Here is a 23,912-nt window from a genome sequence, read left to right on the forward strand (position 1 = left end):
GATATTCCTAACCTATTACTTAATAGTATCAAACTATAGACAAAAAGATAAGACTGAATAAGTATAAAGATAAACTAAGGCGTTATAAACTTATCATCTTTTTTCTATTTCGAAATCAATATAAACACACTTAAAAAGAGCGAAAAATTATTATGTATTCTATGCCTAAGTTACAACTTTCGCCTTATCTAAGAACTTACTTCTTCATGGGATATAGTTTTAAGGTTGCAATAAATAAAGGAAAGTCGCAACATGCAACTTTCCCTTTGTACAACTACACTAGTCTATCTATTCCGTATCTTCCCTTCAAACCCTTCTCATCCATAAAACCGACAACAGTGTATTTTCTATTCCCATTTGATTTCCCGCATTCATAATTTAGTAGCTCTCTTATGTACCTCCCCTTAATGGTACTATCTTCTGACTCAAAGCCATACCACTGTACAAGTCTCAACAGGATACTATCCAAATAACCGTCCATCTCAGCTTTGCTACTAAATATAATCTTTTCCCCCTTTGTCTTTTGCCAGCTCCAGCCGATTACACACTTCCTGGTACATCGTAACTTGAATAGATGCGTCCTTTGCTTTTTTTATTTTTTCCACCTCTTGAGAGGCTACTTTATGTTCGAGATAGGAACACTTTCCATCTTTTCCAGCTTTTAAGTGACATTTCATAACCTGTTTTACTATTTCGTAGTCAACGCCATGTTCAATAAAATACATGAAGTCATTTTTGGCATTTTTTTCAAGTTTCCCAATCAGCCCATTTTTTCCACTCAGTCCATATCTAATGTATTCTTTTTTTAACCGTTCATACATGCTCTTGTCCTCAATTATCATCTTGATAATTTCCTTTGAAGACAGATTAGATAACCCAATTCGTCCAGCATTCGCTTCTTCCTCATCCTCCTCTTCATTATCATCCATATTCTCATCTAAGTTTTTGAACTCACATTGGAATCGTTGCTCTAATTCCCGAATTAGCACATCTTGATTCTTATAATTGTAATACGTCTTGTTACGGATGAGGTTGCTCTGGATCATTGGTGTTAATACATGTAGATTCCCATTATCATCTGAGAAAAGTCCTGATTGCTTCTCCATACTGTCTAGCGTTATCATGAAATCAGTTGGTTTTTTTCTAACCTTCTTAATGAGTTCTTTAGAGTTTACTGCTTTTTTTATCTCCTCTTTCAAAAAAGTTTGGTACAGAAATGCTTTTCTTTGTTTAGGAGCATCTGCTTTTTGGAAAAAGATTTTAAAGGCATTATATTTATTCCTAAAACGGTGTGACATTTGAATAAGTCGAGTTAACTCGTGATTCATGGAATTATGAGAACAAAGTACCCATGTTTCGGCTTTTTCCTGATTATTGGTTATTGAAACGCCTGAAGAAAGCACAGTAGTACTGAGGATTACTTGAATATCTCCTGAAACATTTCCTTTGTCGATAATGGTGATTTCTTCCTCTTGACGCTCACTTTCCTTTTTTGCCATAATACCAATCGCATTAATATTTTGCTGTTGGAGTTCCTGACAATAATCCTCAATCCAACTAGTGTCTTCTATAAAGACAAGAAGTTGTCTATCTTTATTGGTTTCAACTGCGAAGCGAATCATTCTAAGAAATAGGGATTTTAATTCTTTAGTTGAATTACTTAGAATTGAATAACCTGCTTCCTTGAAAGGTTTCTCATGGTCTTCTTGGTTTATTTGGATGATTAAATCATACTCACTAAAAAAGAGATTTTCCGGTGTTGCTGTAACAAAAAGAGAAACGCCTCCCATATCCAAAAAGGACCTTTCTGAAATGAAGTAATCTCTTATTGTGTCCAACTTGAAGGAAGCATCAGTGGAAAGGACATGAATTTCGTCTGTTATCAACAAGCCCTGAAACTCATTATCTTTATACTCTTTTCTTTTTCTTCTTTTCTCATTTAATTTGGATTCAAGAATACGTGGGGCGTGATCAATAGTGGTGATAAAACTTGGGGCTTGTTTAAAGATAATATCCCTCTCCAATGAGCTATATCCATCAGAGCCAGTTAGCATGGTGGAGTTACCATCGCTTTCAAAGTTACCTTTTAAGTTGTTGATTAAAGCTCTTCTAGGACACGCATAAGCAGCAGCAAACTGATTAGAAAAACTATCAGAAGACTTAGCAGTCACAACTTTCTCATTGAGTTCATGAATCATTTTAATTAATCCGAAACTTTTTCCGGTTCCAGTATCTGAAACTAGCAAAATCCTTTTCCCTCGACTTGTTGGTGAAGTAAGAATTCTTTTTAACTCCAAATAAACGTCTTTATTGTCAAATATCTTACCTGTAATGTTCAGGGTAATGTCAGGTTGTAAATCGCTTTTCTCAGAAAAAGTAAAGACATTGCTCGTGTCTATTCCGTGTTGTCGCAGGATATGAATTAATGATCCTGCTGTTACGTCATGGTATCCTTTGTATTCGTTAATGTCTTGCTTTGTTTTACCCATTATAAAGCACCTCCGCTAAATCATATTTTTGTTGTTCTGTAATTTGACCATCTTCTTCTATATTGTTTAGAGCCATATACAAATACTCCCTTTCTTTGTAGGATATTGATATCGAAAAGTTTTCAGCCTTAAAGGCTTTCAATAACTCATTGAAATTAACCGTTGAGATAATGCTCTTACTTTTAAAATCTTCTTCTACTACTTGCTGGACCATTTCTTTCTTATCTACCTTGCCACTCTTCTTTTTAACAATCTTTTCTATACGTCTATATTTATTCAGATATGGTTGTAAATCACAGATTGGAGCATCTTTAATCAACTTCACATTATTCGTTGATGGCAAAATGTCTTTATGAAGGTAAGTGCTACTGTCTAGTTGGATTCCCAACTTTATCTCTAGGTCATCTCTCACTCATTCATATATTAATTGTTGAACCTCAAAATCAACATTTTCTAGCTCAATAACGGGTAAATACAAATGATACCTTTTTTCAGCTAGTTTATCGCCACTTGAGTAGGATTCTTGAATAAAACGAAAGGGGCCATTCATGATGGAAGATATTACTTTCGGGAGAATTTTAGGTGGGGTTGAAGATAAGTCATTCAAGTTATACCAATAAATATTCGTTCGGTAATTTTTAATCTTATTACGTGTCCTCTCGGAGTTTTTCCATGAACCCATAGCCATTGGATATCCATTACTTAACATATAGCTAAATGAAGTATCATCCAGTCTATTATGTTCATTATTTTTGACATTGACTTGGTCCAAGTGAGACTGAATTAACTCGATATTTTCTATCGCATCTTCTTTTGAACTAAACCCCCGAGTATATGGAGTAATTAAGTTACCAGACTCCGTTTCCTTTTTCTTCATAACAGCTTCTTTCCTTTCTTATGTTGTTATTCATATTATAGCAATTACTTATAGATTAATATTCTACTATATGTTCGAGGATGTTCTATGTAATAGAAAGAAAAAGTGATACGGAGCATACCTTTTGCAAACCCTATAAACCTCCACATAAAATGCAGGGCGAACAATAACTTATTTAATAGTATCTTAACCATTTCTTTCGCCCTTGGTTATTTTTTTCCTTAAACAGCAAAACGTTTATAAGGTTGCCTTTAAAAGAACTTAGAGATATTTATTATTAAAAAGGAGTTTAACTTAGATTGGATTATGAAGGTTATTGTATGTATAAATATTTTATTTAAAAACGACAACAAAGACTCGTTAACTAGGAAATTCAAGCACAACTTCTTTCACTCTTTGATATAAGTGGGCTTTGAATTTCTAAGGGGAATTCAGAAATATACAACCATGTTTAGGTTTATTTTTAACCAAAATGACCTCTACCTCGGAGATTTAAGCACAACTTCTTTGTTTTAACTACCGGTGCTTCCTAACCTTCTCTATAAAGCCAAATAAACAATTCTTATTTTTTCTAATAAAAAAACACATAGACCCATTAATCTATGTGTACATCTAGTATATTCTCCATCAATATCTCTGTAGGATTTTCATCGTCCAGTTGTAAATACTTTTGAGTTGAATCGATCATTTTTAATTTACCATTTATCTCATGAAAATCATGGTCTTTATAATATTCAATAAATACATTTAAGTTGTTTGAAATTGCTAAATGCAGCTTCATATTTATTTCATACATATGTTGCTCATCTAGTAACGGTTTTTCCTTGTATTCCTTTTCTTCCCACATTTGATTTAGTAGATTAATGTGCTCCGGCATCATCATTGCTGTCCATTTAATATTACCTCTATCATTTACCATTACATTCTCCGCCTTTATTATAAAATTATTCACACAAAATACAGAACTCACGTTCCTATATTAACAAAAAGACTGAAACCAGACAAGTACATTTCACCTTTACATTGTCAGAATAAAATAAATCGTTTATTATAATAACTGAATAATTAATAACTTATATAAAAGAGGTGTATTTACTTGATTGCAGAAAAAGATATAAAGATGATGCAGACCGCATACGGAATCTTATTTGAAGTGGAAAACTGTATGCGAATCTACATAAGAGATAAAATGGAAGAATGCTACGGGATCCATTGGTTTCATCGTGCACCAAGAATCGTTCTAAAACGTCCGCCTAAAAAGTCCTTTGGAGATCTTCTATTCAGCGATTATGCAACATACTTCCGAAATTACCCCGATGCTTTTAAGAATCTACCATCTGACTTCTTTGTTAAACTCCAAGAATTATACCCATTAAGAAACAAGATCGCTCATAATCATTTATTATCTGAATCAAAATTTGAATTACTTGAGCAAAACTCTACATTTTTAATTAATTCCATGACGAATAAACATCAAAGATTACTAGTCACTTCTTAATTTAATCAATTTATAACGAAGTCGTAGTAAGGTTTGATAATTATGTTGATAGAGAACCAAGTTAAAGATGTACGTTTGGAAATGAAAGTACAAATCTTAGCAAACGTTATGTATTTCTTATCTGTTTTCAGATGATCCAATAACTGGAATTACAACGATTTCAATCACTTTCCTTCTTGATGATAATTTCATCAAACAATAATAAACTGTCTAGGTATTTTTTATAGACGGGTGCCTAACGTTGATTTTGGCTTAAAAATTCCAAACAATTACTTGTGCAGTAAATAAGGTTTCTTCTATTCCGTGACATTTTGTAGAATAACTGGTGCCTAACCTAGTTGTCTTTATACTTATCACTCTTCATGGAGGTTTTTATATTTAAGATAACCGAAACGCTATTTACGAATATATATATAGGGTTAGGATTCGGTAATCCTGATTTTAGACAGAAAAGTCATTCTAGATACCGCACCTAAAAAAGGGATTAAGTTTATTGAGCTATAATGAATCGAGATAAAATGCTCCTTGTAGATTGAGATCAGTGTAGAGGAGAACGGATACCAATAAAACAGCTTAGCTAATTACAACTAGGCTGTTTCTGATTATTTATATTAGCTTGTTTAACTAAAGCACCATTTTAGTGAAATATGCTCTCAATTATAAAGACTCTCTAGCCTATCCAAAGCTGACGAGTACGGTGAATCTAGAACTAGTAGGAAAGGTTATCGCCCTAAGAGACAAGCATATGTATTTGTAATGGATAAGTGAGGATGGAAAAATGCTTACTGCAGTTTTTGATGCTGAAACTAAGAGACCTATTTCAGGAAGTTCAAACTTTGAAAGAAAAAATCCTTACAGCTCCTAAGACGGGCGGCTGTACGGATTTTCAAATCAGTCTCCCACTAACGCACCCTATAGTTAAACATAATTGGTAGTACCATCTCTTTATTTCTCACGAAATATAAAGTGATCATTAGGATTCCATACGTGCAAGTTATCAGCAATGTATCCACGTAGCCATAACACGTCATTAATTTTTCTAAGGTAAAAGCCTTTCGGAAAATAATCATCTTCACTTATTATCTCTGAAGCTATTGTGATTGAGCAAGATGGAGCTTGATGTTGGTGTGTTTGATTCCCCGAATAACCTTCAGGCTGATCAAGATAATCTAGTCTTAGATGAGTCCCTAACTCAATCGGACACAATTTCAAGCTAAGTTCGCCCACTCTTTTAAAAATCTGAGGCAAAGTAGCTCCATCGGGAAAACCAAGGTCCCCGACGCTTAGTTCAACAACCTACAGGCTGTACTTTGTATCAGAAGTAGTGAACTTATCATCAGATAATAGTCTCTTTGCATAATCATTCATCGAGATAGAGTGTTGTTGCAATTTCTGAATAAGCTGCGACTTTGTCAGCCCACCAACCTCTATCGTTCTAGTAAAAAATGGGCAACCAGGGTATATTCGCATTCACGGTCACTCCCTACAATTCGGATACAAGGATTTTAATCAATACATTCTAATACATTTCCTTAATCTTCTGGTTGGAAATAGTGATAATTATCTCTTTAAGTAACGCATCCATTAGCTTAGAAATTAAATATTCCCTATAATACTATTTTTTATATTAGCTTTCACTGATTCCTTTTTCCCTACTTAATAAATCAGCCTTTTCCTTTATTGAATAAAACATTTTAAAAAACTTAACTGCTACTAATAACATTATCGAGGTCTTTTCATAATTATTTTTTATGGATGGTTTAACACCAAAATGAATGGCATTCCTAGATTCTCTCACTATATTTGTCCAATTCTGAGCTTCTCTTAACTCGAATGGCTTTATATCTGTTTTAGTGAATATAAGTTTAAACCAGTCTTTATAATGACTGCTATATAGATTAGTTACCCAATCGACCTTTTTTGCAATTCCCTGCTGACCTTTTAAATTCTCTATCATATTCTCATTCTTTTCTACTTCTTTTTCTATCGAAATGGCGTATTGAGATAAAGAAATACCCAATTCAATCCAAGCTCCTTCAACAGCTTTACCTAACATAGCAAGAGAAGGTCTATACAACCCAACTTTAAAACATTCTATCGAATCAGAAAGAGCTTCTATTACTTCTTGATCAGCGTTATTTACTTGTAGGTTTTTTATATAAAGATCTGGTTCAAATAAAGTAAAATCTGTTGATACTTTTGAAATTGATTTTTGAACTTGACTAGGAACTGGCAACGTTAGATAACCAAAATTCCAGTTTGATGTCGTCCCTCCCTGTCCAGGAACTACGGTTGTCCATTTTATACTTTCACCTCGAGAATTCAACCTACCATCTAAGGGGAATAGCAGGTTAGAATGTATAAGCTCTATTAGACCTTCTAAAAAAGCTCTTTTATATGATAAATATTCGGAAGTATTTCTTATTTGCTCATCTATATCAAAGCTATGGTGGATAACAACCTCAATTGGCTTAGGAAATCCTTGGGACGATGTGAAATGCTTTAATGCGTTAAATGTATCAATTACTTCAGCATTTATGTTCATTATAAAGGCTTTTGCTATAATAACCTTTTGGCGATTAACACTTATATTATCTTTTATCCTTTCCTCAACAGAAGTACTGTTCGACATATGACACCCTCCTCAATTAACCTGCCTTTTTATTAATTCAACAAGAAGAGTGCTTATCCTTCTTTAAGGAAAGCACCCGTTAGCACAATAAGATTAAAACAAAAAAAGTCTAATTATTTAGAGTATGTACATCTTCAAACAAGTTTGTGTTATCATTTTTTAATAGCAATTTATCCACTCTCCTTTGAAAATTAAAAAATGCCCCCAATATGATTGGAGGCACTGTGCAACATTACTGTTTTTAACCATTAAGGACACCAACACAAGTTATCTCACTTATGTCACCTGTAATTATTGTGAGTGTAGCATAACCCGATAATTTTAGCAATACTCTGTTATTTAAACCAAACACCGTATTCACTTTAGTTACCATTTCTTCAACTAACCTGCCCCTTTAAGAGCACTATTTCACATATCTATTTATAAATAGGTACCTAATTTTTATTTCTAATCGTGACATATAGTTGGACAACGGGTGCCTAACCTAGTTGTCTTTTTACTTATCACTCTTCATGGAGGTTTTTATATTTTAGATAACCGAAACGCTATTTACGATGATATATATAGGGTTAGGATTCGGTAATCCTGATTTTAGACATAAAAGTCATTCTAGATACCGTACCTAAAAGGGATTAAGTTTATTGAGCTATAATGGATCGAGATAAAATGCTCCTTGTAGATTGAGATCAGTGTAGAGGAGAAACGTATTAACAGATGCCGCTAAAATACCTAGCTTATTACAACCAGGCTGTTTCTGATCATTTATATTAGCTTATTTATCGAGACCACCGGACTAATTGAATAGCGTTATACAACCATTCACAATAAATTTAACTCAATTAGTAAGTCCTTTAAACCCTCTGGTTATTCAACTACAACACTTTGTCCTGTTGAAAATACCCCCCTATTAAAGCACTTAGTTAAAAGAGACCATCTATCGACGATCTCCTTGTTGTGTTAAATCCCCCTTCAAGTATTCCGCCCCTATAACTGAATCCGTTAGTCTATTCCCTACTCTTTTTTTGTGCAACCAACTTACTTGCCTCCATTTTTCATCTGCTTCCGTTTCAACTCCATCGCCTTGGAGAGGCGTTCCTTCCATTTCATGATTTTGACTTTATCCGCTTGACCACGTGTTATCGCTTCGTCGAGGATTGCGATTTCGTTGTCATAATCTTTAAGTTTGCGATACGTCATGGCATATGAATTGTATAATGCTGGTGCATCATAGCCGTTATACCTTGCTTTATCAAACAGCTCGATCGCCCGTTTCAGGTGACCAGCTTTCCGTTCCTTATCGCCTTTTTCCCAATGCGGATGTCCATTATCAAATCCTTTCTCCCAGTTATGCAGGTTCTTGATTTTATTCATGGACACCCGAGAATGGACGGGTTGAATAAGTAAGTCTTCTTCTGTTACGATCTCTACATCCCCAAACTTTTCTCTCAATAGCTTCCACACATCAATTAGATGGTAAACAGCAACATTCCTTCCGAGTCTCTCCAAAGCCTGTTTCTGATCTAGTTCATAATTCGTAACATAATCATCGCCAATATAAATCCAAGCAGTGACCGATTTGGCGTACTTGGTTTTCAGAATTCTATTCCCGTGGGCAGTCAATAATGCCTCTGTTTCTTTTTTATATTGGCCCAAGTTTCCACCATATATCGTATCTATTTCATCTCGCATATTTGTCGTGATGAACACAACCGCTTTCAGGTTTTCGTATGTCACTTCATCGAATGGTCGGGATTCGGTTCCATAGTAATGTTCTTCTATTTCACTTGCATAGAAATGCGGAGCCGTCTCAAACCGCAGCTCAGGCGTATTTGGACTTCGACCATATCCATTATCTCTCTCCGTGAAGAAGGGGATGATTCGGTTGGTCAACCTGTCATTCGTTTCGTTTAAGATCCTCTCTATTTCTTTCGATTCCAATGCCACCGCTTCTTTTTCAGTTAACCCAGTTCCTACAAATCGGACATCCGTATCATACATTTCCCGAATCTTTTCAGCTTCGTATGCCCGCTCGTGAAAGGCTTTGTAGCGGTCGCCACGCCCTTTCCCAACATAGAACACTTCCCCTGTGTCTTTAATGAACCATTCATATACATAAAAGTCTGTTGCGGTGCTGCCAGTATCATCTCCTACTGGTCCAGAAGAGATGGAGATTCCAGGTTTTTGTCGATATATAAGGATGTACGGATCGGTTCCCAGCTTTTTGCATCGTTTCTGAGTTTGTCTGGTTCCTGATTTTCTTCCTTTTTTTGTTCCACTTCCATATCCGGTAAGAATCGCTTGATTACTTTGTTGAGTTTACTCCAAAAACTCATGACATCTCTCCTTTCTTATTCCATTACCCTGTTTAACTTTTGACACCCAGTTTAGTTGAGAATAACAGAGACGCTTATTAATCAATCACGCCCGATTGATTTATTTATGAAATATGTAATCACTTCAGCTCCTTATTATCGTAAGCTATTATTTGACCTTCCATAGCATAAAAGTTCATTGATATTTTCTGAGTCCTATTATTAAACTCAGATTGGTATTTTAAGTAATCCAGATATGAACATTCTTTTACTTCAAAAACTCTATAAAACTCATTAGTTTCTAAACCATTTTTCAATTCAGCACATCCAACAATTGATTCCATTTCATTATTGGTGTTACGTCTCTTAACAAACAATTTATCAAATCTAAAATCAAAGCTATAAATTTCACCATTTGGCTTAACTATTAACGGATAAACCTTGATCTCATCAGGTAATTCAGACAAATCATTTTCTACCTCAATATAAAAGGTAATGAAATCTATTTTATCTCCATTTTCATTCCTTTGAACTTGCATTTTAAATTTAATTTCTTGAATTCTATGACTATTATCTAAACAATTTGGCACTTGATTAAGAAATTCTTCCAAGATGTTATCGACTGTATTTATGACATAGTCGTAGATTTCCTTAACTTTAACCAATGATTCCACTTGTTTGTAAAATTTGTCGTCACAAAAAAACTCATTAATATAAAATTCATCTACTTTTCCGATCATAAAACTGTTTTTAACTGTTATCAGTATAGTTTTTATATGTTTGATATAATTATCAAAATCTCGTAAATACTTAAATTCATTATCATCTTTTATTTGAGATAATTGTTGTTTCAAATTAGCAAAGTCTTGTATATTATTTATCTTGGACAGTACATTATAAAGAAGTCTTTTATCTGTTACAGGGTATGATTTATCACCAAGTAATCCAGCGTTAATAATTTGAAACAATACATCCATACTAACTCTTGCATAATGGAAAAACTCAATTGTAGTTTTTCTTAAAAAAGCAACATCGTCAATTTGATATCCAGCTATATGTAAATTTGTTCTATTCAATTCATCTTGCGTAATTGATGCATTTCCTTCTTCCATTGCATTTTGGAATATTTCATTCTTTGTAGACTCTAATACTCTTTTGCGATGATCATATATTTTATTTAGCAAGTTGTATGACATTGACATGTAGCCTAAAGTTTCCTGCAGACTATTAACATATTGCCATGCATCATAAACTTTTTGTTCTGCCAATTTCTTTTCCAACTGTTTAAAGTCAATATTCATATGGATCTCCTTTTTCACTTATAATTTCATAGGATGTGGCGTTTTCTTTTGTATAAATTTACTTAACGATGTTATTTAGTTATCTAACTTTTCCATATATATTTTTTTATTATATCACTAACCTTTTTAAGTTCTTTCTTTAACTTCTTTAAACGAGATACGTAAGGTTCACTAATATGTACAAAATTTAATACACATACATCGGTTGGATCACCTAGTTCCATGTAATGCCTTAGTCCATTTATAATGTATTGGGCAAAACTCTCAATTTCACTAACAATTTTTGAAATTAATTGATTTTCCTCGTTGTCTAGGTATACAGAAAGTAAATCAAACGAAATTTCAGGTGGAATCAACTTGTCTTCAATAGGATTTATCTGTTTTGAAGCATGATGGAAACATATTGTTCATGTCCTCGATATTTATTGCTCCTTCAATTAGTTCATTCCTTTCTTTAGGCTCCTGAATAGTTTTATGTATTGGACTTTAAGCATTAAGAGCGTTACTCCAAGTGGGTTAACGTTTCCATTAAACCGTCCCTTCAGATTCAAAAGTTTTATCTTAGATTGCTTTATATTCAAACAACATTATTCAAAGAAAAAGGCAATCGTTTTAATGACCGCCTTGTTGAACTCTTGCATCAGATTATTAAGGATTGAATATTTTATACTTAATAAAAGTAATCCCTTTATCTAAGATGATGTTTTCTAATTATATCAGCGAACTGATACATTCCTCGCTTTTCTAATTCTTCAACAAATATCGGCCAAGGAGGCACATTACTCATGTAGGGCGTTGGACCTGTAGAAAGTCCGCCTCCCGGGCCTGTAGAAAGTCCGCCTCCTGGACCTGTAGAAAGTCCGCCTCCTGGGCCTGTAGAAAGCCCTCCTCTTGGACCTGTAGACATTCCACCTCCCGGGCCTGTAGAAAGTCCGCCTCCTGGACCTGTAGACATTCCGCCTCTTGGACCTGTAGAAAGTCCGCCTCCCGGGCCTGTAGAAGCTCCTCCTTCCGGACCTGTAGACATTCCACCTTTCGGACCTGTAGAAAGTCCTCCTCCTGGACCTGTACTCTTATTCCTATTCCACATATCTCCATCTCCTTCTTATAAGATTTTCTATATCTATTTTAACATAATCATCAAATGAGTCTGATTTTTCTATTGAAAATTTACAATTAGTTCTTATTAAAATATCAATCTTCTTACCTTCAAAACTATCTGGTCCAATTCAAAGCACGGTCTTGGCTTTTTAATCATCGACGATTGTTAAACACTACTCTTCAACTCTTCCGCTCCATTAGTTTAAGAACACTATTTCACAATCTTTTTATAAATGGTCACCTAACTTTTGAGGCTGCTTATTTCTAATCGTGACAATAAGTATTTTAATAATGACTCTATTACATGTCATTTTTCATGGAGGTTTTTTTATATTTATGACAATCGAGACCCTATTTTTGACAATATATATATAGGGTTAGGATTCGGTAATCCTGATTTTATCAGAAAATTCTAATTAAGTAGAGGGGGTAATCTAGTTTATTGCATTAAAGTGAATCGGGAATAAAATTGGTCATGCTTGTGTATTGAGGGTCTCGGGGAACGAGGGAAATTAGAGATCGAACTCATCTATATCCCCCGCTTTTTCGTTCCTTTTTTCTATTTGTCGCAAAATGTTTTCAGCATCTTCATCTTGTTCTCTCTTCGTAATGAAGTTTTCATTTGGAATCCTCCATTGTCCATTTCTCCCAATTAGCCTTGCTCCTTTAAACTTACCTCGTTCACACATCAGTCTTATGGTTTGATCACTTAACCCTAACTTCCTAGCTGCTTCACTTAGCGTATAATACCTTCCTTCTTTTTGGCCTTCATTAGCAATTGATCCCATAGAAACCTCCTCCTTTCTTTTAGAGTGTACTACTTTGTCTAAAAAATCATACAAATCGTCCAACAAATTCATTAAACTCGATAAACGGCTCTTTGTCTAAATTAAAAAAGAATTGCACACGGTAGGAACAGATCCCCCCTTCTATCATCAGGTCCTTCATCTTTCACCCGAATTAGACTAAGTTAACTTGTTACAATATAGCAAGACGTAAAGGTTACCGGAAAACGTTCACTTTCTTCTGTTTTGTATATTGATGTTCCTCACCTTATAGAGTTCTTGCGTAAGAACATTAAAACATAATACAAATCCAGTTTATTCTATTGTTGCCTTTATACTGCCCCTCTAACCTAAGATAAAGTCCCAATAAGGACCGTTTCGAGTACACTTTGGTTTTTTCAAAATATCACATCACTTATGTGCTCGGTTGTGTACCCAAAACGGGCTGAATACGGAAGTTACTAATAAATTAATTATTTAAGTATTTATTTTTCCCCTTTTATTTGCACTTGGTTTTGCTCTTATTAATATTACTTATACTATTAAGTACAAATTTATTCACCATTTCCTTTTACTGAAAGGATTCAAAACGGGTGCCTTACTTAATGGCTTATTACATGTCAATTTCAAGGAGATCTTTCTAAATTCAACCGAAACCATATTTTCGACATATTTATATAGGGTTAGGATTCGGTAATCCTGATTTTAAGATAATAATCAGTTAGTAATTAAAGTATTAATGTCTGCATTGGAAATAGATTCGCACCGTTTTGTATAAGCAAAAATACTACTTGAATAAGGAATAGAATAAAATTTCCCCCTTCAGTAGCATTTTCTTTAGTGATTTATTCGATTTTTCCTGTTTTTTCCTTAGAAATAAACTCTTTTAAATAAAGATATATCTCTTCCGTTGACCAATTCATCCCTTCACTTAAAACCTTAATCCGAAAAGTTATCTCCGGATTTCTCTTGTTTTTTTCGATTCTGAAAATATAACTAGAAGAGCACCCAACTTCCTGAGCCATGTCTTCCAATGTTAGAAAGTTTTCCTTACGGTAATCCCTCAAAAGACCACCAAAGTCCTCAATTGCCCTATTTACCTTTTCCATTCTTCTTTTCTCCTCATTATTCCTCATTCTACTATTCCTCCTAGTTTTATTGGATATAATCCAATTCCTGATTTTTGATTCCCTTTATACTAGACGGTTGTAAATGTAAATATAACTAGCTAGAACGCTTATTAAACGATTAATATGGAATATTTCTTTTCTATTTATCTATCATAAAAGTGTAAGACAAAGTCAGAAACAATTAATAAAATGAAGGAGTGGTATAGCATGACGACTGAAGAATTTATGAACTTACCAATGCAGAAAAAGTTGGAAGTAACAAATGAGTTATTGAAAAAATAGACAAAAGACCATCTGAAGAACGTGAGTGAAGAATTGGGGATACCTTATAATGCTTTCACAAAAGAAATGCGACAAAATGGAGAGTTTCATTACAATAAGAGTAGTAAAAGGTATGAAAAACTAATAAGCCTAGAGGAATATGAGAAATATCTAAAATTGCAATCATCCGCTAACCACGATTCCAACGAGGCATTGGAGATCGAAACACATTTAGAAGAGGTTGAAATCACTATTGGACATAAAAGAGAAAGAGCTTATACTCGACCGTAAAGTATATGACCCGACAAGTGAGAATGCTAATAAGTCTCTGCAGCTTAACATTGATGTTTATAAAGAGTTTTCGGAATTTATTGCTGCCGAGTTTCCGCATTTTCGTCAAAGAGATCTCTTGAGTCAAAGTTTGTTAGAATTTATCAAGCCCCTTCTAATTAACAACAAGGGGCTCTCCAGTTAATAGTAGCTTTGATTTATTTACTCTGCCATTCCTCGAATAGTTTAAGTATCTCAACTTGTTTGTTCCCATCCCAACCATGTTCTGCTCTTTGGACGCAATTCTCATCTATATCGGCCCCAGATTCAAGTAGTATTTTACATACTTGGTAAAAACCGAAGTAGGCACCAATTTCGAGCGGGATTCTGCCATATGAATCCTTTTGATTTGGATTTGCCCCTAGTTCTAATAGTTTTTTGACTATTGATATATTATTCAAATAAACATTCCAGTATAATAAGCTAGCACCATGAACCTTATTATTAACATTGTATTTATTTATATTTAAATCAATTTGATTCAGTTCATTTGATTCTAATATCTTAATAAAATCTAGTTGCCTATACCTTTCTACAACCTGCTTTGCCTTATCCGTTAATTCCTGACTATCCTTTTTATCATCTTTACCCATATAAATTTCCCTCCTGGAATTCCACCTGCATTGGCAAGGGGAAGGATTAAGCGTCTCCTAGGTATCTCAGATAAGTTAGAGTGTATTAACTCAACTGCATTATTATCTTCCATAGCCCTTCTTTTTCCAGCACTCTATAGATTCATCAATAGCTGTTTCGCTGCAAATCAATGAATAGATAGTCGCCCCAGCCCACTTCCAATCTGCTGGCGATTGTTTTTATGATATCCAATTTTTGCTTATTTGTAGCCTCCACCTTTATTTTTATTTCACTAACCGTTTGTAACTTTATAATGTTGTAAAAGGACAAGAAACTCTAAACTAGAGTAAAATCGATAAACGTTGTGAATTCGCAATTTCTCATGATTTTGTAGGTACTTTCTTGTCTTAATAGTTGGACATGAAAGTCCGAACTTCTTGAACATGTGACAAGAAAGTTTAAACTTTTTAAACAGTTGTATGCTCACGAACTCATTATCAACAACCTCTTTCTTATTATATAGTTTCGTTCATAATGTACAATATTAATCAGGGCTGCGGTTAATCAAGGATGTTCTGTACAAACTTCTGTTACAACAAAAATACCTTTTGAACGTTATTACCTCTATAATGAGTACATGACAGACAAAAAAGCGTAAAGGATGAGTAGACATGAACAAGTCTGAATTTATTAGTGGGATAAAAAGTTTAAATAAGCAATCGTCTTGGCAGGAAATTCAAGACTATCTTCTATTTGACATGAAGAAATTGGCTATTCTAAATAAAAGTGAGCTGGAATCTAAGAAAGATTACTTTAAAAACTCCCAAATAACTCTTGAGTACAAAGATGAGAAGACGGAATTTATCAATAATTGGTTGCGTTATAAAATCGCAACCAAATTACGTTTATACACAACTTTATTTGATTGTGATACTACAGAGTTAGTGAAAACAGTATTATTTGAGTCGTTGATTACAAAAGTCGATAGTTTGCAATATAACGGAAATAGGGGATTCATAGTTAATGATGAAATTAACTTAGAATCAGACACTATGCATTCATTCGCTACTACATTTAATAGTTTTCTTAGAGAAATACTAAACTATGTAGAGCCGAATTGGATCGAGAACTACATAAGGAAATACAATTTAACTAAACCGAATGAAATTTATAGAGATATTTATTTTCTGGAAAACATCAACAGATGGTATGAGGAAATGAATTCGAGGGATAAATCTATTTATGAAGCATTACAAAAGTTCGCCGTGCATTCACATACAATCGGGAATTTTATAATGGTGCCAAAAGGATATAATGCAGGTCGTTACTTGAGAACATGTGATTACTGGGATTTAACACTAATAGATCTGAAAAAAATAATATCCCAGGATAATTGTAACCTCGATTATAAATGGTATGCGAAAAAGTATTATCTATTTAATTTGGAGAGATACTTCAAGAAAAGCATGAGTGAGTATACTATTGAAGAGAATGAGTCAATACTTTTATTTGAAAATCATTCATTCCAGCATAAAAAACCTATAGGAGAAGAAGTTAAAGAGTTTGCAAATAATGTTACTTCTTTAATTAGTGATAGAGGTTTAAGTATTTTGATAAAAATTAATCCAACCCTTCAGGATAATAAAGCAGTTAGGATGTCGTTAGTTGAATCTTAATTATGATATGACTTTATATTGCAAAGCTCCTGTGTTACGCCAAAAAGCACAATCGGACAAGTCATTAAGTTTGAAGTGATCACCTTTTCGGTCGAAAATATTGGACCTTCGTGCAATCTTCTATGAAGGGTGCAAAGCAAGTATTGTATAAAGTAGTATTATCAAAATAAAGGAGAGTTTAAATATGCAAGATAAAATTAAAGTTTTACTGTTTGATTTAACTGAAGATAATTTGATTGTCCATCAAGCAATTAATTCAAATATAATTTCTGGAAGAAATATTTTAAAAGATAGCATACAATTTAAAAACGGTGAATTTAGTGATACTCCCTTTGTTAAGTTAATTGAAATAGAATATGAATCTGCTATTAATAATACCGTGAAAGATGTCCAAATGAGTAAAATTCTTGGGATAGATGAAAGTAATCTTTGTTTCTATCATTTTTATTATCATACTTACAAAAGATTTCGTTCATTTACAAGAAAAGAATTAAGTTCGGGGTATCCTGGAGAATTTATCATTCTCACAAATAAAGCAATGTTTGAAAAAGCTAATTCAATCCCGATCTTTGAGATACGTTTTAAAAAAAACGAGAAATGGTCTTCTTGGCAAGCAATAGCCGGGAAATTTATTGTTGCTCAGAACTATATATTTGGTCCTGGAGGAGTAGCGGAGGTTTATAGTTCAATGACTGAAAAGGTAATAGAAACTTTTGGTCAAGATTTTCAAATTCGATATGGTGGACGTAGTGTATCAGAATTAGGGATGATAAATTCGCTTCATAGAATTATTAATGATCCATTTCATAGCGATATTAGAAAAATTATTGATCCATTTACCTTTCAGATCCTATTAGATTCCCAACTAATTCAAGAACTTTCAAGTGAAAAAAGCATTGAAGTTTGGAGGAATTTTGAAGAGCGTTATTGTTGAACTTAAAGCTATAAAAGGACAAGAAAGTCCGAACTACTTGAATGTGAGACAAGAAACTCTAAACTACTTTTACAATTACTTGCTCAAACCCTGCAGGTTAAAGGAACCTTATAACAATAAGGCAGTAGTTTAGACTTTCTTGTCCTAACAGTTTAGACTTTCACGTCTTTGTACAAATGTCATTTCAATACCAGTTGATATAAAATTCATGCAATAACTTCATCTTTTACACCGCCGGAACAACCTAAACAAGCCAAATGGCCCATCCTGTAAATGCTGCAATTCCATTATGATCCTCTCATTTTTCTCCCGTAGTTTCCTTGTATGATGAGATTCCGGTACCTTGGGTATTTTTACATTCGCCCTCCTATATTTTGGCTTTGACTTTTTAACTCTTTGATTTTCCTTATCTATTGTATTAATTGTCTTTTGCTGATCTAAACTTAACCACTTTTCTCCTTCCTTTTCTGATTCATCCGGTGTAATTGACTTAAACTTTGAAACCATTCTGGAATGGATTTTCTTAATCTGCTCTGGAGACAAGCCAACCTCCTTGCATGCTAAGAGCATATAACCCAGAGCTTGTTTCTCATCCATCGTATTAGCGTTTCCTTTTGCGGGTGATGTTTCTCCATCATGTGATTGATTTTTAAAATTTAAAGAGTCAGTCATTTACAATCATTCTCCTTTATTAAATTTATATTTTATATACCTACAAAATCTCCTTAATAAAACCTTGGAAAATCGTTCTGTCATTTAGATCAAGTAGCTAACAGGAAGATTACATTTGATTTAAAAGCTAAGAATTTTTAATTGGTTTTATTCGCCAATTCTTTCTCTTCAAGTTTTGTAAGTGCCTCTATTGCCACCAATAAATGTTGTTTTTCGGGTTTTGAGGTAAAAAGAAGATACTGTGCAGCCTTTCCAATGATCAATACTAAACTCCAAATTAACTTTGGTTCCTTCTTCCATATCTCATAACCAATACTCCATGAAACCAGAAACACCCAAAGACCGTGACCATACAATATAAATAGAATAAAATAACTGATAAAAACAGACATTACTAGATTTGTGCCACAGTCCTTATGTACTCTTGATTGTCTTTTTACGTGTTCTAATGTTAAATCGAGACCTTTCTCGTAGGTGCTGTCAACCATATGCTCTGCTGCGTGATACTTTCCAATCGGAGTCAGTTTTATGATTAAACCAACTATAACAAGAATGCTACATAATATAACCAGGCCATTAATCGGAATCGGATGTGAAAGGTCAAAATTTGATTTTCCACCGATTATAAATCTTATCAAAAACAACGCAATTGTCATGAATAAAAATCTTTTCCAATATTCAATTACCATATCAAGTAATATAGAAAAGGATCGAATAAAGGGTATCTTGGAAAGAATCTTAGTTATTTTTAAATTTTCCTTCCTCTGATCCACTTCTGTTGTGATTTCTCCACCCTTGAATCGGGCTACTGAATGGTATCTATCCCCCGTAAAACTTACCGAATTAAATCCCGCTCTTCCTCCATATATTTTCAAACCAATCTCTCCTATTACGATGTATTTTTTAGGTAAACATCTTTCCATTGACTATAAACACTGGTAACAATTAAAAAACTCGTCCCCTAGTTGGAAACGAGTTTTAAAAAATCTATTCTACTTTCTAAATAAAAATGCTTTCGGTTCATTTTGATCACCATTCGTCCGATTTATTATTATCTTGAATTACAAATTAGCTCCAACCAAAAATCAAACTTCGTCTTTTTGAGCTGAAACTAAAATGCTTAATCCATTTTTTTCTCCATAATCCCACATTTTGACCCATGGATATGTGTTAGCTGGTAGGTAAAAGATACGTTCTTCCAGTGGTTTTATTGCTGGCATATCACATTTAACTCCGTGTGATTCTGTTGCAGGATGAATGCTTATCTCTCTTCCTGTGTCATTGTAATAGACAAACTTCATTTGTCGTTCTCCTTTAAAGGATTTTTAAAGTAAATTGATGATTTTAATTTGAATCCTAAACGAAAATTAATCTTCTTGTATATTTTAGCATATATTCCTAATATTTATATCTAAGCTCATACTTAATAATGCCATTTTAAAAGTGTTCACCATAACGGTGGAATCTTAAAAGATAAAAGACTAGAAAAGTAAGGAGATGCTATTGGAAACACATTAAATTTACGATTTATACAGTGAGGATAATAACAGTATTGATAAAAGAGTAAAATGGTTAAGTAAAACCCTTACTGGATAAAAGTATGGAGTAGTATTATTAAATAAAAAGGACCGAATCAATAGTGTATTTAGCCTGAACTTGTATTGATTTGGTATTGAAAATTCCTACTTGATGATTATTGAAAACCATCAAACTACATATTGCTTGCTCGCTGCTCTCCCTCAATTCTTTAATTTGGGTACCAACTATTTAGCAGTAAATACCGAATTTTAGCAGAGGGAAGAAGAAAATAACAGGAAGATATTAGTATTAAAGTTATCTAGTTAGCTCTTTTTCGAATAAATTCCGATTAGCGGGCTTCTTTAAGGATAATCTTGAAATACTTCATCGGAATTCGCCAATGACCTCATTTATTTGATAAGACCCGAAATATTTCCCATTTTTACACCAACGTCGAATCGTCTGTTCAGAACTCCAGTGATTTCTGCCACTACTTTATTGATATAAACCTTAGTATGATCACCATTGGTAAATTCTACTTTCCCCTCTTTTATCAAATTAACCTCCTTCTCTTATTATAGTCGATTTAAGATTGGGTAGATAAATTATTTTTTGCATTTCTTAACAGTTTTCTTTTGGGAGTCTCTAACCACAAAATGCTTATATAGATCACTCAACAGTGAAAGTTTTCCCAGAAAATGCTCTTTTCTCTGTCTATTTTTTATCATCTCAACATATTTATACACATGAACAATCTCAACATTAACAGGCAGCAATTCAGCATTCAATTCCTTGGTGTTTTCTAAATACACATAAACAACTTTCTTTGCCGTCTCTGCATATCGACCATCCAGGATATCATCATAAACAGCTCTTGTTGAAATTTTTGCATCGTACCAAGTTCCATCCTTTTTACTAAAAAAATCAGGTTTAAGTCCATTGATTGATTCAATATTATCCCGAATACCTAGTCTCAATATATTGAAAATATCTGAGACAACCTTTTGAAAATGATGTCCTAAAATTTGACTATAAATTAAATTACTAATTAGAATTTTCGGGATGCTATTATCCTTCGTTACTTTAAATCCTACTAACTCCATCCCTCGTTGTAAATTACCATTCCCTCTTTCCAGTAAATATTTATACAGGGCTTGATCTTTCCTTACGTATTTTGCCTTGTATAAAGAAATTCCCTTAATAAACAGATTTATTAATCCTTGCCTAGCATCATCATCTGTTTTATATTTCTTTTCTCTTCGTACTAGTTTATAATCCAACCCACAAATCTTACATAGTTCTTCAACAGTTATTTCCTTACTACGCATTAATGCCTTATAAAAAGACTCATGATTATTGCTTAATGCCGTTAAATTGACCGGCTCCCCAATTTTTATTAAGTGCAACATAAACTCTATTAAACGGGCACGATTCCAGTATGCTGGTTCTCTTTTTATCGCTTCATAATCAAGATTGAATAACGCATACAATTCAGACCACGTTATTTCTTTGGAGTTGTCCATTCCTCTACAAAAATGGTTATATTCTTTAACTAAATCCCTTCGCTTTAGTCCTTTATTATTTGGTAGAATTTCATTAGCAAAGTATTGGATTAACTTTTCTCGAACCCAATATTTTTCATTACCAATTTTCCTTTGATTCTTATGAATCTCATCAAAGTTTAATCCAATAATAGCAAATAATTCAGACCATGTTATTTCATTAGATCTTTGTATGGCTAAATAAAACTTATTGGAATAACTCATAATATTCGATTTCGTTAAAGGGTCAACATTTGGTACAATTTCCTTTTTGAAATGGTCTATTGTAATTTCTATATTCCACCTTATTCTTTTTCCTTCCTTTTCCTTCATCCCAAACACTCCTTTCCTTATCCTCCTTATCATTGAGGATTCTTAAATATAGGGATTACTCACCTTAATCTTTACTTTTACTCAAATGCCTTTTCAACTTTGACATATTTTCAAAACATCCTCAAATATATTTTAAACAATTCTTTGTGGTTTAATGAATCTCCAAAATAATCCTTTTATGAAGTTTTCAGGTATTTACTTGGTATTGTTTCACATAGTTCTAAAAGTGGTTTCTTAGGAATCACTCCTACTTTTTGAAGATATTTAAACAACTTTTATTATTAATTCCACACCTATAATAGGGACATATTGATTTCTTACTTTAATAATTGGAAAATCACTATCTGTTGATAACTTTATTAATTTTATATTTCCAATGTCCTTATCAAAACAATTGAGTGGTGTCTATTATCAATAAAGGGAAATGACATAAGGGTACCCCAACACATAAGCCATTATTTGGGGACCATACATTATAAGACTAATTTTTCACTTTGTAAGCCTCCATACTTTACCCTTCATCGGCTTTGTTTGTTCCTATGATAAACGCATTTTCTTCTTTTTATACTTTTTTTTAAAAAAACTCTACTATACTTGGGATACATCTCACTTATTTTGGATAAGATAATAAGTTACCATTGACTATGGTCAATGGTAACATCTTGTTGTAACTACTAAAAAGAAAAAAAGAAAGGAAGAGTAGGATAGGTAACTGGAAAGGGATTGGAAACCGTCTGAATTCACTATTAGGAAGGGATTGAATGGTTATTGGACGAGAAGAAAAACTGGATCCTGACATTGGATCCAGCCCAATATTGATATTGATTTCTGGTTAAAATAAACGTTTGGTTTATGATTGATAAGCTATTGAATGGGCATTGGATAATACCCTATTTTCCCTCCTCGCTCTTCCTCTAAAGTCGAACTATTTAGCAGTAGGGAAAAATTTTTTGGCATGGAAACCGACTTTTTGGCAGTGAGATAGCAAGGAATAAAAAAGAGGACGTTATCGCCCTCTTTTTTATAAATCACACCAAACTTCAAGTGCTAAATCAAAATCATATACCTCGTTAACTCTCTTATCGACCAACGAATCAGTTAACTCATCTTGATTTTCTAAATCCTCGATGTAATACTCACGTTGCTCTTCTTCTCTCTCCCACATATAAATATTCTCTAGACACTTTTCTCTTACGTCCATCTTCTACACCTCCCTCCATAACTACAATCGAACAAAGTTACGAAAAAGGGGTGTGATATTAAAAATATTTATCTTAGTTCTTCAAAACAATCATAGCGATGAATTATTTATATATGTACCTCTATCTTTCAGCTCTTCACTTTTACACATACCTGATGCAACACCGTATGCCGATTCTATTCCATCGGAAAACCATCTGGATAAGAACTGGATACAGACTGAGCCCTTATTGGACTAGGGATTGGAAGAATACGGATTAAAAAAACGATTGGATTATGATTGGATACTTGCTACCACTTTTACTCACTTTTGAGTAAAAAAATCCGATGGTCTGCCGGAAAGAGTACCGGAAAACCTTCGGATCGGGAACCTTTATTTTATTGTGAGATAAACCATGTCTGTTTCTGATGTCATTCATGTTTTCAAGAAACTTTGCTATTGCATTAACAGTTTGATTGATAGGTCGTTGATGTTCCTTAACATTTATGTTGAAACTTGGATGTTCTATCTTCAATCTTCCCCACATATCCTGAATCTTAACATTCTGTTCTTCAAATACGATATTTTGTTCATCACATAATTCTTTTAAATAACCATGTAAAGCTGTATGAACACGGTCAACAGCACTACTGTAAGAATGATTTGAAATTAAGGTATCCGCCTGAAGCAATACCTCTTTTACAAACTCAAAATCATGCTTTAGGTTACTTTGGTCAATTATTTCTCCCCTTAACTCTGTATTTGGCAT

Annotated in this window: 23 protein-coding genes and 1 pseudogene; 4 read left to right on the forward strand and 20 right to left on the reverse strand. The window is 33.5% G+C overall.

Features of this window, described 5'->3' with window-relative positions:
- Positions 1 to 494: 494 nt before the first annotated feature.
- From QGM71_RS12325 to QGM71_RS12340, 4 genes are all read right to left on the reverse strand, one after another.
- Positions 495 to 2,489: a DEAD/DEAH box helicase family protein gene (locus QGM71_RS12325; RefSeq protein WP_327607857.1), complete on the reverse strand. Its 1,995-nt coding sequence runs from the start codon at positions 2,487 to 2,489 to the stop codon at positions 495 to 497.
- Positions 2,482 to 2,877, reverse strand: coding sequence for a hypothetical protein (locus QGM71_RS12330; protein WP_327607858.1), 396 nt, complete (start codon positions 2,875 to 2,877; stop codon positions 2,482 to 2,484). The genes QGM71_RS12325 and QGM71_RS12330 overlap by 8 nt, the downstream gene beginning before the upstream one ends.
- Before the next feature lie 24 nt (positions 2,878 to 2,901).
- Positions 2,902 to 3,366, reverse strand: coding sequence for a hypothetical protein (locus tag QGM71_RS12335; protein ID WP_327607859.1), 465 nt, complete (start codon positions 3,364 to 3,366; stop codon positions 2,902 to 2,904).
- A 595-nt stretch (positions 3,367 to 3,961) separates the two neighbouring features.
- Entirely contained in the window at positions 3,962 to 4,285 is a 324-nt protein-coding gene (locus tag QGM71_RS12340) for a YolD-like family protein (RefSeq protein WP_327607860.1), read from the reverse strand.
- Positions 4,286 to 4,462: 177 nt separating this feature from the next.
- Here QGM71_RS12340 and QGM71_RS12345 point away from each other — a divergent pair, with 177 nt between their 5' ends.
- Complete coding sequence (locus QGM71_RS12345) at positions 4,463 to 4,864, forward strand: hypothetical protein (RefSeq protein WP_327607861.1); 402 nt, start codon at positions 4,463 to 4,465, stop codon at positions 4,862 to 4,864.
- Between the two features lie 945 nt (positions 4,865 to 5,809).
- On the opposite strand, the pseudogene QGM71_RS12350 reads toward QGM71_RS12345, so the two are convergent.
- From QGM71_RS12350 to QGM71_RS12385, 8 genes and pseudogenes are all read right to left on the reverse strand, one after another.
- Positions 5,810 to 6,334: pseudogene (locus tag QGM71_RS12350) on the reverse strand (helicase).
- Positions 6,335 to 6,491: 157 nt separating this feature from the next.
- Positions 6,492 to 7,496, reverse strand: coding sequence for a hypothetical protein (locus tag QGM71_RS12355; protein WP_327607862.1), 1,005 nt, complete (start codon positions 7,494 to 7,496; stop codon positions 6,492 to 6,494).
- 1,035 nt (positions 7,497 to 8,531) lie between these two features.
- The gene (locus QGM71_RS12360; protein ID WP_327607863.1) at positions 8,532 to 9,575 is read right to left on the reverse strand and encodes a GIY-YIG nuclease family protein; all 1,044 of its coding nucleotides are present in this window, start codon (positions 9,573 to 9,575) and stop codon (positions 8,532 to 8,534) included.
- A gap of 68 nt (positions 9,576 to 9,643) precedes the next feature.
- Positions 9,644 to 9,829, reverse strand: coding sequence for a hypothetical protein (locus QGM71_RS12365; protein ID WP_327607864.1), 186 nt, complete (start codon positions 9,827 to 9,829; stop codon positions 9,644 to 9,646).
- Positions 9,830 to 9,948: 119 nt separating this feature from the next.
- On the reverse strand, positions 9,949 to 11,109 hold the full coding sequence (locus QGM71_RS12370; protein ID WP_327607865.1) for a hypothetical protein: 1,161 nt from the start codon (positions 11,107 to 11,109) through the stop codon (positions 9,949 to 9,951).
- Positions 11,110 to 11,797: 688 nt separating this feature from the next.
- Positions 11,798 to 12,199, reverse strand: coding sequence for a hypothetical protein (locus QGM71_RS12375; RefSeq protein WP_327607866.1), 402 nt, complete (start codon positions 12,197 to 12,199; stop codon positions 11,798 to 11,800).
- Between the two features lie 523 nt (positions 12,200 to 12,722).
- Positions 12,723 to 12,998, reverse strand: coding sequence for a helix-turn-helix domain-containing protein (locus tag QGM71_RS12380; RefSeq protein WP_327607867.1), 276 nt, complete (start codon positions 12,996 to 12,998; stop codon positions 12,723 to 12,725).
- Positions 12,999 to 13,840: 842 nt separating this feature from the next.
- Positions 13,841 to 14,131, reverse strand: coding sequence for a helix-turn-helix domain-containing protein (locus tag QGM71_RS12385; protein WP_327607868.1), 291 nt, complete (start codon positions 14,129 to 14,131; stop codon positions 13,841 to 13,843).
- A 309-nt stretch (positions 14,132 to 14,440) separates the two neighbouring features.
- Here QGM71_RS12385 and QGM71_RS12390 point away from each other — a divergent pair, with 309 nt between their 5' ends.
- Entirely contained in the window at positions 14,441 to 14,677 is a 237-nt protein-coding gene (locus QGM71_RS12390; protein WP_327607869.1) for a hypothetical protein, read from the forward strand.
- A 197-nt stretch (positions 14,678 to 14,874) separates the two neighbouring features.
- Here QGM71_RS12390 and QGM71_RS12395 read toward each other — a convergent pair whose 3' ends face one another.
- Complete coding sequence (locus tag QGM71_RS12395) at positions 14,875 to 15,309, reverse strand: ankyrin repeat domain-containing protein (protein ID WP_327607870.1); 435 nt, start codon at positions 15,307 to 15,309, stop codon at positions 14,875 to 14,877.
- 651 nt (positions 15,310 to 15,960) lie between these two features.
- On the opposite strand from QGM71_RS12395, the gene QGM71_RS12400 reads away from it, so the two are divergent.
- Together QGM71_RS12400 and QGM71_RS12405 are read left to right on the forward strand one after the other, a co-directional pair.
- A complete protein-coding gene (locus QGM71_RS12400) occupies positions 15,961 to 16,965 on the forward strand; it encodes a hypothetical protein (protein WP_327607871.1) in 1,005 nt (334 codons plus the stop codon).
- A 184-nt stretch (positions 16,966 to 17,149) separates the two neighbouring features.
- Entirely contained in the window at positions 17,150 to 17,899 is a 750-nt protein-coding gene (locus QGM71_RS12405; protein WP_327607872.1) for a hypothetical protein, read from the forward strand.
- Between the two features lie 219 nt (positions 17,900 to 18,118).
- Here QGM71_RS12405 and QGM71_RS12410 read toward each other — a convergent pair whose 3' ends face one another.
- The 7 genes from QGM71_RS12410 to QGM71_RS12440 form a co-directional block, all read right to left on the reverse strand.
- Positions 18,119 to 18,571 (reverse strand): hypothetical protein, encoded by a 453-nt coding sequence (locus QGM71_RS12410; protein WP_327607873.1) that lies wholly within the window; start codon positions 18,569 to 18,571, stop codon positions 18,119 to 18,121.
- 137 nt (positions 18,572 to 18,708) lie between these two features.
- Positions 18,709 to 19,446, reverse strand: a complete 738-nt coding sequence (locus tag QGM71_RS12415; RefSeq protein WP_327607874.1) for a DUF1385 domain-containing protein — start codon at positions 19,444 to 19,446, stop codon at positions 18,709 to 18,711.
- 210 nt (positions 19,447 to 19,656) lie between these two features.
- Positions 19,657 to 19,872, reverse strand: coding sequence for a hypothetical protein (locus QGM71_RS12420; protein WP_327607875.1), 216 nt, complete (start codon positions 19,870 to 19,872; stop codon positions 19,657 to 19,659).
- Positions 19,873 to 20,499: 627 nt separating this feature from the next.
- Positions 20,500 to 20,646 carry a hypothetical protein gene (locus QGM71_RS12425; RefSeq protein WP_327607876.1) on the reverse strand — a complete coding sequence of 49 codons (147 nt, stop codon included), beginning with the start codon at positions 20,644 to 20,646 and terminating at the stop codon, positions 20,500 to 20,502.
- A gap of 48 nt (positions 20,647 to 20,694) precedes the next feature.
- Positions 20,695 to 21,963, reverse strand: a complete 1,269-nt coding sequence (locus tag QGM71_RS12430) for a hypothetical protein (protein WP_327607877.1) — start codon at positions 21,961 to 21,963, stop codon at positions 20,695 to 20,697.
- A 1,021-nt stretch (positions 21,964 to 22,984) separates the two neighbouring features.
- On the reverse strand, positions 22,985 to 23,164 hold the full coding sequence (locus QGM71_RS12435) for a hypothetical protein (protein ID WP_327607878.1): 180 nt from the start codon (positions 23,162 to 23,164) through the stop codon (positions 22,985 to 22,987).
- Positions 23,165 to 23,420: 256 nt separating this feature from the next.
- Positions 23,421 to 23,912, reverse strand: a complete 492-nt coding sequence (locus QGM71_RS12440; protein WP_327607879.1) for a hypothetical protein — start codon at positions 23,910 to 23,912, stop codon at positions 23,421 to 23,423.

This window comes from Virgibacillus tibetensis (genome assembly GCF_036026595.1).
In the GTDB taxonomy this organism is placed as follows: Bacteria; Bacillota; Bacilli; order Bacillales; family Amphibacillaceae; genus Virgibacillus_P; species Virgibacillus_P tibetensis.